We start from the raw sequence: 10,454 nt of genomic DNA on the forward strand, positions 1-10,454 counted from the left end.
CCAGGTGCTGCCGCAGATCGTGGTGATCGTCGACGAGCTTGCCGAGGTGATTGATGGCCTCCCAGATGAGAACGCATACGATGAGCTGCGCATGTATCTTCAGCGGATCTCCAATAAAGGCCCGGTGGCCGGACTACACATGATACTCAGCTCGAATCGGTGGGTCGTTGAACATCTTGACGCAGTGATAGGCACCCAGTCTTCCGCCCGCATAACATATCGCTTGGTTTCTTCCGACGAGTCAGAAACGTTTTTGGGAAGGCACGGAGCTGAGGAACTTAATAAACCCGGCGATATGATTTTCATGCCCCGCCGAAACCACACTGCTCGGCTTTACGGCGCGTTCGTATCCGACGAGGAGGTGAATGCGGTTAGCGATCATTGGCGCGCTCAGAACGTTCACGCGAAATCAATCGCAGACTTCGATCTCAGTTTCGGGTCGGAGCCAGAAACATCGCCAGAGCATTATCAATATATCAAGGCCATTGAACTCGTCATAGAGAATCAACAGGCGTCAACATCATGGCTCCAACGTCAGCTCCGTGTCGGCTACAATTCCACTGCTCGCATAATCGAACGTATGGAGAAGGAGGGCATTGTTGGCCGCCCAGACCATGTCGGCCGACGCAGCGTGCTGCTCGGTCGCGACGGGCATCCTAAGCCAGCCTCGGCGATGAGGCCTGTGCCGTCAAAGAAATCCTGGTGGCCATGGGCACGATGATTGAGGGCCAAATAAGCTGACTATGATAGGGCGAGCCCCCCTGTCCGACACCGCCCCACCCACGTCATACTCCATCCCGCTCTTTCAAACCGTCAGTCCCACGCCCCCACCCACCCCCGTACTTCCCGAAGCTGCCGCCGCGCGCCGCGCGCAGGCATAACCGTAGCCAGACCGCGCGCAGCACAGGAATTCCCATGACCGACCCGCTCCCCGCCACGCCCGGCCCCGGCGCGCCCGCTGGCGCTCCGCCCGTCCCCGGCCCGCTCTCGCCCGATCTGCTGCGGCGGATGCATGGCTATTGGCGCGCCGCCAATTATCTGTCGGTCGGGCAGATTTACCTGCGCGCCAACCCGCTGCTCGATCGCCCGCTGGCGCTGGCCGACGTCAAGACGCGGCTGCTCGGCCATTGGGGCACCACGCCAGGGCTCAACCTGCTCTATGTCCATCTCAACCGGCTGATCGTCGAGCACGATCTCAACATGATCGCGGTGATCGGGCCGGGGCATGGCGGGCCGGGGCTGGTCGCCAACACCTATCTCGAAGGCTCCTATACCGAGCGCTATCCCGCGATCGAGCGCAGCCGCGGCGGCATGGACCGGCTGTTCCGCCAATTCTCCTGGCCGGGCGGCATCCCGAGCCATGTCGCGCCGGAGACGCCGGGGTCGATCCATGAAGGCGGCGAGCTCGGCTATTCGCTCGCGCATGCGTATGGCGCGGTGTTCGACAATCCCGATCTGATCGTCGCTTGCGTCGTCGGCGATGGCGAGGCCGAGACCGGCGCGCTGGCGACGAGCTGGCATTCCAACAAGTTCCTCAACCCCGCGCGCGATGGCGCGGTGCTGCCGATCCTGCACCTCAACGGCTTCAAGATCGCCAACCCGACAGTGCTGGCGCGGATCGGCCGCGCGGAGCTGACCGAGCTGCTGCGCGGCTATGGTTATGATCCGCATTTCGTGATTGGGGACGATCCCGAGGCGGTCCACCAGGCGCTCGCCGCAACGCTCGACACCGTGCTGGCGCAGATCCACGCCATCCAGAAAGCCGCGCGCGACGGCACCGCCGGGGACGAACGCCCGCGCTGGCCGATGGTGGTGCTGCAAACCCCCAAGGGCTGGACCGGCCCGAAAACGGTGGACGGCAAGCCGGTCGAAGGCACCTGGCGCGCGCACCAGGTGCCGATCGCCGATTTCAAGGACCCGGAGCATCTCCGCCAGCTTGAGGAATGGCTGCTAAGCTACCGCCCGCATGAGCTGTTCGACGAGACCGGCAAGTTCCGCGAGGAGTATGCGTCGCTCGCGCCGACCGGGCACCGCCGCATGGGGGCCAACCCGCACGCCAATGGCGGGGAGTTGCTCGTGCCGCTGATCCTCCCCGATTTCCGCGAACACGCCGTCGCGCAAACCGGGCACGGCACGGTCAAGGCGGCGGCGACGGCGGTGCTCGGCGGTTTCCTGCGCGATGTCATGGCGCTCAATCTGGAGGCCGCCAATTTCCGCCTGTTCGGCCCGGACGAAACCGCCTCCAACCGGTTGCAGGCGGTGTATGAGGTCACCGGCAAGGCCTGGATGGGCGAAGTCGAGCCGGTCGACGAGCACCTCGCGCGCGACGGCCGGGTGATGGAGGTGCTGAGCGAGCATCTCTGCGAGGGCTGGCTCGAAGGCTATCTGCTCACCGGGCGGCACGGGCTGTTCTCGTGCTACGAAGCCTTCATCCACATCGTGGATTCGATGTTCAACCAGCATGCCAAATGGCTGAAGGTGACGCGCGGCATTCCGTGGCGGCGGCCGATCGCCTCGCTCAATTACCTGCTGACCTCGCATGTCTGGCGGCAGGACCATAATGGCCTCTCGCATCAGGACCCGGGCTTCCTCGATCATGTCGCCAACAAACGCGCCGAGGTGGTGCGCATCTATCTGCCCGCCGATGCCAATTGCCTGTTGTCGGTCGCCGATCACTGCCTGCGCAGCCGCAATTATGTGAACGTCATCGTCGCGGGCAAGCAGCCCGAATGGCAATGGCTCGGCATCGAGGAGGCCGTGCGCCACTGCACCACGGGTGCGGGCGTTTGGGAATGGGCGAGCGACTCGGGCGACCCCGATGTGGTGATGGCGTGCGCCGGCGACGTGCCGACGCTGGAGACGATGGCGGCGGTGCAGTTGCTGCGCCAATTCGTCCCCGACATCCGCATCCGCGTCGTCAACGTCGTCGATCTGATGGTGCTGCAACCGCAATCGGAGCATCCCCACGGCCTCGACGAGCGCGCCTTCGATGCGCTGTTCACCACCGACACGCCGGTGATCTTCGCCTTTCACGGCTATCCGTCGCTGATCCACAAGGTCGCATACCGCCGCACCAACCACCGCAATTTCCATGTGCGCGGCTATAAGGACGAAGGCACCACCACCACGCCGTTCGACATGGTCGTGCTCAACGATCTCGACCGCTATCGCCTGGCGCTCGACGCGATCGAGCGCATCCCGCGCCTGCGGGAGCGCGTGCCGGCCGAGACCGAACGCTATTGGACGATGATCGAGCGCCACAAGCTCTACATCGCCGAACATGGCGAGGATCTGCCCGAAGTGCGCGACTGGCAATGGACGCGGTGAGCAGCAAGCGCGTCCTCACGCTCAACGGCGGCTCGTCCTCGGTCAAATACGGCCTTTATGCGGTCGGCGATGCGGTGGTCGAACTGTCCACGGGCGAGGTCGAACATGCCGATGTCGATGCCGGCGTGTTCGCGGAGATCGGCGGCGACCAGCCCGATGCGATCGGCCACCGCATCGTGCACGGCGGCATCGACCTGTTCGCGCCGGTGCGGATCGATGCAGGCGTGCTCGCGCGGTTGCAGGCGGCAACTGCCTTCGCACCACTGCACGGCCCGGCCTCGCTGCGGATGATCGCGCTGGCGCAGGCGCGCTATCCCGGCGTGCCGCAAATCGCGTGCTTCGACACCGGCTTCCACGCCCGCTTGCCCGCCATCGCGGCCACGCTGCCCATCCCCAAGGCGCTGCGCGATGCAGGCGTGCGGCGCTACGGCTTTCACGGCCTGTCGTGCGAATCGATCCTCGCGCAACTGGGCGATGCCGTGCCCGATCGCCTGATCATCGCGCATCTCGGCAATGGCGCGAGCGTGACGGCAGTGCTGGGCGGGCACTCGGTCGATACCAGCATGGGGCTCACCCCCTCGGGCGGCGTGGTGATGGGCACGCGCGCCGGCGATATCGATCCCGGCCTCTTGCTCTATCTGATGCGCGAACGCGGCCTGGATGCAGCCGAGATCGAGACGCTGATCGATCGCCAATCCGGCCTGCTCGGCCTGTCGGGGCGCTCGAGCGATCTGCGCGTGCTGCACGCAGCGGGCGATGCCGCAGCGACGCTCGCGCTTGCCATCTTCTGCCGCTCGGTCGCCAAGCAGATTGCGGGGATGCTGGTGGTGCTGGGCGGGGCCGATCTAATCGTGTTCACCGGCGGCATTGGCGAACATGATGCCGCGGTGCGCGCAGCCATCTCCGCCGATCTCGCTTTTGCCGGGCCGATCGCGCAGCGCGTGCTGCCCTCGCAGGAAAATGCGCAGATCGCGCGGCATGTCGGCCGGCTTCTGGGCTGACGTGCGCGGCGGTCGCAGGAACGTCGGCTTTCATTCGCCCGATGATGTGTGGAGCCGTGCGGCAAAGGCCAGCCGCAGCACGTCGGACATCGAGCGCACGCCGAGCTTATGCGTCAGGTTGGCGCGGTGAGCCTCCACGGTACGCGTCGAAATGCCGAGCTTGTAAGCAGTGATCTTATTGGGTTGCCCGTTGACCAGGCCATCCAGCACATCGCGCTCACGCGGCGTCAGCGCGGCGAGGCGGACGCTCGCCTCGATCGCGCTCAATTGCTCGGCCTGCGTACTCGCCAGACGATCAAAAGCTTCGTCGATCGCGTGCAGCAACGCAGTCTTCTCGAACGGCTTTTCCAGAAAATCGACCGCACCCGCCTTGATCGCCCGCACCGCCAGCGAAATATCGCCATGCCCGGTCAGCACAATCACCGGAAAAGCGATCCCGCGCTCGTTGAGCAGGCGCTGGACCTCAAGCCCGTCTACCCCCGGCATACGCACGTCCAGCAACACGCACCCCGGCTGGGCATGGCCTACCGCAGCGAGGAAAGCTGTGCCCGTCTCATAGGTTTGCACCTCGAATCCGGCCGTTCGCAGCAAAAACCCGGTGGAGCGCCGAATCGCGTCGTCATCGTCGACGAGGTGGATGATGCGCTTGTCCGGGAGCCTATCGGGCATGGGACACGCTCCGCATGAAGGTGGAATGAAACGCCGTACCGCCCCCCGCTAATGGATCCGTCTCACCAGGTTCGCCATGCGCCCCAACGATCGTCTGACAGATCGACCGACCCCGCCTCATACCATCCTGCTTGATCGAGGCGAAAGCCTTGAAGAGCCGACACATCCTTTCTGGGGAAAGCTCTACACCCGTATCGGCGACGGTCACTTCACGCAAATCATTCAAGGCCATCGCCGTCATGATGGCCGTTATGCGGGGCAGTAAATCTGCCATTGCCTGAAATGTATTGCTGACATCGTTGCCCACCCGCGCTGGATCCCGACGCACCCGCCAACGGGAGTCCGGGCACGGCCTGCCGGGGATCGCATGGTTCAGGCGCGCCAAGGCGATTGCGGCTATGCCGTCGCGCCAAACCGTCACGCCTGCAGCGGCAGACCACGGGACCCTTTGCGCCCTCGCCCATCCCTTACATCGGGCGGTTGGGCATCCCCGCCCGTGGCACGTCGTGCGCGAGCTTGCGGCTGACGAGCAACAGGCTCGAATCCCCGGGATAGGATTCGACGGTGAAGCCCATTTCGCGCTCCAGCTCGATCGCCGCGTGATTTTCGCGGCTTTCGATCGCCTCGAGCACTTTCACGCCCTTGGTCTCGGCAAACCGCGCGACATAAGCGAGCAATTCCCAGCCCACGCCCTTGTTCTTGAAGTCCTTGCGGATCGCGATCGCGACCTCGCCACGCTCGAAGGTCGCGTCGCACGCGAGCATCGCGGTCGCGATCATCATCGATCCGTCCTTGGTGAAGGCGAGAAAATTCTCCGACCAGCGATGGTCGACATGCGTCAACGCAACGATCTGGTCGGGGCGCACTTCATTGAGACCGGTCAGGAACCGAAAGCGCAAATCCTCATGGGTTACGTGCGTGAAAAATTCCGCAACCGTGCCGTCATCCTCGGGCCGCGCGGGGCGAACGTGAAATTCAAAGCCCGTCCGGGTTGTGAGATGCTCAATCATCGGGCCACCTTTCGCAACAGCGGCGGTTGATCGACGCCGCATTTCGCTGGCTGGAAATAGGATTGCGAAGCCCGCCCGGGTAGCTGCGGAAACTACCTATTGGCGCGCGGGGGTTGATCCGCGCCAGTCGCGCTTTCATGAGGGCCCAAAGAACACTGCCCTGCCGGAGAGGATCTGCAATGACCGACACCAACCCGACGCCCTTCGATGTCCTGATCGTTGGGGCCGGGCATGGCGGCGCGCAGGCGGCGATTGCGCTGCGCCAGCGCAAGTTCGAGGGCACGATCGCCTTGCTCGGCGACGAACCCGAACTGCCCTATGAACGCCCGCCGCTGTCAAAGGAATATCTGGCCGGGGACAAGCCGTTCGAGCGCCTGCTGATCCGTCCGGCAGCTTTCTGGGTCGATCGCGACATCACACTCCTCCCCGGGCGGCTTGTCGTATCGGTCGACGCCGCCGCGCATCAGGTCAGCACCGCGGATGGCAGCACGATCGGCTATCGCACGCTGATCTGGGCGACCGGTGGCACCCCGCGCCGCCTGACCTGTGCGGGCCATGATCTGAGCGGCGTCCACGGCGTGCGCACCCGCGCCGATGTCGACCGGATGATCGCCGAACTGCCCGCCGTCACCCACGCGATCGTCATCGGTGGTGGCTATATCGGGTTAGAGGCCGCCGCCGTGCTGACCAAGCTCGGCAAACCCGTCACCGTGCTGGAGGCGGCCCCGCGCGTGCTGGCGCGCGTCGCGGGCGAACCGCTGTCGCATTTCTATGAGGCCGAGCACCGCGCGCACGGCGTCGATCTGCGCACCGGCGTGACCGTCGACTCGATCGTGGGCGAGAACGGGGCTGCCAGCGGCGTGCGCCTGGCCGACGGCACGGTGCTGCCCGGCAATCTCGTCATCGTCGGCATCGGCATCATCCCCGCCGTCGCCCCGCTGCTCGCGGCGGGCGCGGATGGCGGCAATGGCGTGAATGTGGACGCGCTGTGCCGTACCAGCCTGCCCGACATTTTCGCGATCGGCGACTGCGCCGCGCACCCCAACCCTTATGCCGATGGCGCGGTGATCCGGCTCGAATCGGTGCAGAATGCCAATGATCAGGCGACCACCGTCGCCAAGCTGCTCACCGGCGAGGAGATGCCGTATGACGCGGTGCCGTGGTTCTGGTCGAACCAATATGATCTGAAGCTGCAGACCGTCGGCCTGTCGATCGGCCATGATGCGGTTGTGCTGCGCGGCGATGTCGCGACGCGCAGCTTCTCGGTGATCTATCTCAAGCAGGGCAAGGTCATCGCGCTCGACTGCGTCAACGCCACGCGCGATTATGTGCAGGGCCGCGCGCTGGTGGTGGCCCGCGCGGTGGTCGATCCCGCGCGGCTGGCCGACGCAGCGGTGCCGCTGAAGGAAATGCTGCCCGCTTAGGCGGACAGCGGGTGGGCGCGTTTACGCGCCCACGATCTCGCGCAACGCCGCCGCCAGCCCGCGCGTTTCCGCCTCGGTGCCGATCGTCATGCGCAGGCCGTTCGCCAGCCCCTGCCCCGGCAGCCAGCGCACGATATAGCCGCGCTCGAGCAGCGCCTTATAGGCCGTCTCGGCAGTGACCGCGCCGTCGAACAGCACGAGCAGGAAATTGGCTTCGCTCGGCACCGCACGCAAACCGGCATTGCCGAGCTTGGCGATCTCGTCGACGAACCAGGCGCGCCACAGGCGGTTATGCTCGCGCGAGGCGGCGATGAAGTCCGCCGCACCCAGCGCCGCGATCGCCGCTTCCTGCCCTGCGGTGGTGCAGCAGAACGGCGCGCGGATGCGGTGCATCGCCGCAATCGCCTCAGCCGAGCCATAGCCCCAGCCAATGCGTTCGGCGGCAAGCCCGTGGATCTTGGAGAAGGTGCGCGTGACGATCACATTGGACGCAGTGCGCGCAAGCTCCAGCCCGCCATCGTCATCTGCGGGTGCCAGATATTCGGCATAAGCCTGGTCGAGCACCAGCATCACCTGCGGCGGCAACCCGGCATGCAGCCGCGCGATCTCGGCCTTGGGCGTGAAGGTGCCGGTCGGGTTGTTGGGGTTGGCAACGAACACCACGCGCGTCCGCTCGGTCACCGCCGCCAGGATTGCATCGACGTCGGTCGCATAATCGCGGTCGTCCGCCACCACCAGCGTCGCGCCGACGCGCCGCGTCGCGATTTCGTAGACCGCAAAGCCATAACGGACCTGGATGATCTCATCGCCCGGCCCGGCATAGGCCCCCGCGACGAGATGCAGCACTTCGTCCGAACCCGTGCCGTAAATCACCCGCGCCGGATCGAGATCATGATGCGCCGCAATCGCCTCGCGCAGCACCGCCGCCCCCGCATCGGGATAGCGCGCCAGGTCGCCCGCATGGCGCGCAAATGCCTCGACCGCCTGCGCGCTGGTGCCAAGCGGATTCTCGTTCGACGACAGCTTGATGACCGGCGTGTCGCCTTCGACCGTCGAGCGACCCGGAACATAAGGAGCGATAGCCATGACCCATGGCTTGGGCTGAGGTGCGTTCATGCCCCGCGCGTTAGCGGGGAACCAGCAGAACATCAAATCCTCCCCAGTACGGGGAGGATGAGAATTACCGCTGCGGGCGCTTGTTCGGGCCACCCGGGCGCAGCGTCGGGCGCGGATTGTGGCGCACCGGTGCCGGGCCGTTCGCGCGGCGCGGACCGCGCTCGGCTTCGACCGGGCCACCCTGCACCGCTTCGAACTGCACGCCGCCCTCGGCCTCTTCGCCCGCGGTGCGCTTCACCGCTGCCATGAACTTTGCCGCGATCGCGCTCGGCACCTGGAACATCGTCTCATTGGCGGCAATGCGGATCGCGCCGACTTCGTTCTTGGTGATGTGCCCGCGACGGCAGATCAGCGGCAGGATCCAGCGCGGATCGGCATTCTGCCGCCGACCGATGTCCATGCGGAACCATTTGACGTCGTCAAAGCCCTCGCGGTGATGCTCCTTGCCGGGTTCGCGCTGGTTCGCCCCGCTTTGTTCGATCATCTCCTCGGGCGCGGGCATCCGCGCGCGATAGCTGCGCACCAGCGCCGCCGCGATATCCTCGGGGCTCTTCTTCTCGAGCAACTGTGCGCCGAGCGCGCGATCGTCCTCGTCGACTTCGACGTCTTCCATCAGCATCGTCATCAGCCGCGACTTGTCGGCCTTGCGGATGTCGTCGACGGTCGGCGCGTTCATCCATTCGACCGCGATCCGCGCGCCGCGCAGCATCATCTCGACGCGACGCTTGCGCTGATACGGCACGATCAGGATGGCCGTGCCCTTCTTGCCCGCGCGGCCGGTGCGGCCCGAACGGTGCTGCAGCGTCTCGGCATCGCGCGGCAGTTCGACGTGAATGACGAGGCTCAGCGACGGCAAATCGAGCCCGCGCGCGGCAACGTCGGTCGCCACGCACACCCGCGCGCGCTTGTCGCGCAGCGCCTGCATCGCCGCGTTGCGCTCATTCTGGCTATGCTCGCCCGAGAGAGCCACCGCGGCAAAGCCGCGTTCGATCAGTCCCGCATGCAGATGGCGGACGTTGTCGCGCGTCGCGCAGAACAGGATTGCGGTTTCCGCCTCATGCAGCCGCAGCAAATTGACGACGGCATTCTCGATATCGGCCGGCGCGACGGTCACCGCCTGATAGCTGATATCGCCATGACCGCGATCCTCGCCCACGGTCGAGATGCGCAACGCATCCTTCTGGTAGCGCTTGGCCAGCGCCACGATCGACTTGGGCATCGTCGCCGAGAACAGCAAAGTGCGGCGCTCGGACGGCGACGCGTCGAGGATCAGCTCGAGATCCTCGCGGAAACCCATGTCGAGCATTTCGTCGGCTTCGTCGAGAATCACCGCCTTGAGGTTGGACAGATCGAGCGCACCGCGCTCGATATGGTCGCGCAGACGGCCCGGCGTGCCGACGACGATGTGCGCGCCGTGGCTGAGCGAACGGCGCTCGCGGCTGGCGTCCATCCCGCCGACACAGGTCGAAATGCGCGCACCGGCCTTGGCGTAGAGCCATTCGAGCTCGCGGCTCACCTGCAGCGCGAGTTCGCGCGTCGGCGCGATAGCCAGCGCCAGCGGCGCACGCGGCGGCGGCAGGCGGCCACCCTCTTCGGTCAAGAGTTGCGGGGCGATGGCAAGGCCGAACGCGACGGTCTTGCCCGAGCCGGTCTGCGCCGAAACGATGAGATCGCGGCCTTCGGCCTCGGGTTCGATAACCGAAGCCTGGACAGGCGTTGGGGCGGCATAGCCACGGGCGGAAAGCGCTTCGGCAAGAAGCGTGGGGAGGTGTGAAAAGGGCATGGTATTCCGGATATGGGGGCGGCGGGGGCGCGCGCCAAAGCGAGCGCTTAGCACAGGCCTGCAGGAAAAGCACGGGGGGTGTGGAATTGGTATTATGGGGGTGGGGTTTTGGAGGGCTGAGGGG

General features: G+C 65.7%; 9 protein-coding genes. 4 read left to right on the forward strand and 5 right to left on the reverse strand.

Annotation, left to right across the window (positions count from 1 at the left end; genetic code table 11):
- The 3 genes from EJC47_RS20255 to EJC47_RS20265 form a co-directional block, all read left to right on the forward strand.
- A partial coding sequence (locus EJC47_RS20255) for a DNA translocase FtsK (RefSeq protein WP_148110564.1) occupies positions 1-721 on the forward strand: 721 nt, incomplete at its 5' end.
- Positions 722-915: 194 nt separating this feature from the next.
- A complete protein-coding gene (locus tag EJC47_RS20260; RefSeq protein WP_126849518.1) occupies positions 916-3,327 on the forward strand; it encodes a phosphoketolase family protein in 2,412 nt (803 codons plus the stop codon).
- Positions 3,315-4,328, forward strand: coding sequence for an acetate/propionate family kinase (locus EJC47_RS20265; protein ID WP_126849519.1), 1,014 nt, complete (start codon positions 3,315-3,317; stop codon positions 4,326-4,328). The genes EJC47_RS20260 and EJC47_RS20265 overlap by 13 nt, the downstream gene beginning before the upstream one ends.
- Before the next feature lie 30 nt (positions 4,329-4,358).
- Here EJC47_RS20265 and EJC47_RS20270 read toward each other — a convergent pair whose 3' ends face one another.
- The 3 genes from EJC47_RS20270 to EJC47_RS20275 form a co-directional block, all read right to left on the reverse strand.
- Complete coding sequence (locus EJC47_RS20270) at positions 4,359-4,997, reverse strand: response regulator transcription factor (protein ID WP_126849520.1); 639 nt, start codon at positions 4,995-4,997, stop codon at positions 4,359-4,361.
- Positions 4,987-5,271, reverse strand: coding sequence for an ATP-binding protein (locus EJC47_RS21620; protein ID WP_409574499.1), 285 nt, complete (start codon positions 5,269-5,271; stop codon positions 4,987-4,989). Before EJC47_RS21620 ends, EJC47_RS20270 begins: the two co-directional genes overlap by 11 nt.
- A 193-nt stretch (positions 5,272-5,464) precedes the next feature.
- Positions 5,465-6,007 (reverse strand): GNAT family N-acetyltransferase, encoded by a 543-nt coding sequence (locus EJC47_RS20275; RefSeq protein ID WP_126849521.1) that lies wholly within the window; start codon positions 6,005-6,007, stop codon positions 5,465-5,467.
- 179 nt (positions 6,008-6,186) lie between these two features.
- Here EJC47_RS20275 and EJC47_RS20280 point away from each other — a divergent pair, with 179 nt between their 5' ends.
- The gene (locus EJC47_RS20280; RefSeq protein ID WP_126849522.1) at positions 6,187-7,431 is read left to right on the forward strand and encodes an NAD(P)/FAD-dependent oxidoreductase; all 1,245 of its coding nucleotides are present in this window, start codon (positions 6,187-6,189) and stop codon (positions 7,429-7,431) included.
- A gap of 21 nt (positions 7,432-7,452) precedes the next feature.
- Here the strand turns inward: EJC47_RS20280 and hisC are convergent, their stop codons facing one another.
- Entirely contained in the window at positions 7,453-8,547 is a 1,095-nt protein-coding gene (hisC, locus tag EJC47_RS20285; RefSeq protein WP_126849523.1) for a histidinol-phosphate transaminase, read from the reverse strand.
- Positions 8,548-8,611: 64 nt separating this feature from the next.
- Positions 8,612-10,330: a DEAD/DEAH box helicase gene (locus EJC47_RS20290; RefSeq protein ID WP_126849524.1), complete on the reverse strand. Its 1,719-nt coding sequence runs from the start codon at positions 10,328-10,330 to the stop codon at positions 8,612-8,614.
- Between the last annotated feature and the right edge of the window lie 124 nt (positions 10,331-10,454).

The organism is Sphingomonas sp. TF3 (assembly GCF_003985085.1).
Taxonomy (GTDB): domain Bacteria; phylum Pseudomonadota; class Alphaproteobacteria; order Sphingomonadales; family Sphingomonadaceae; genus Sphingomonas.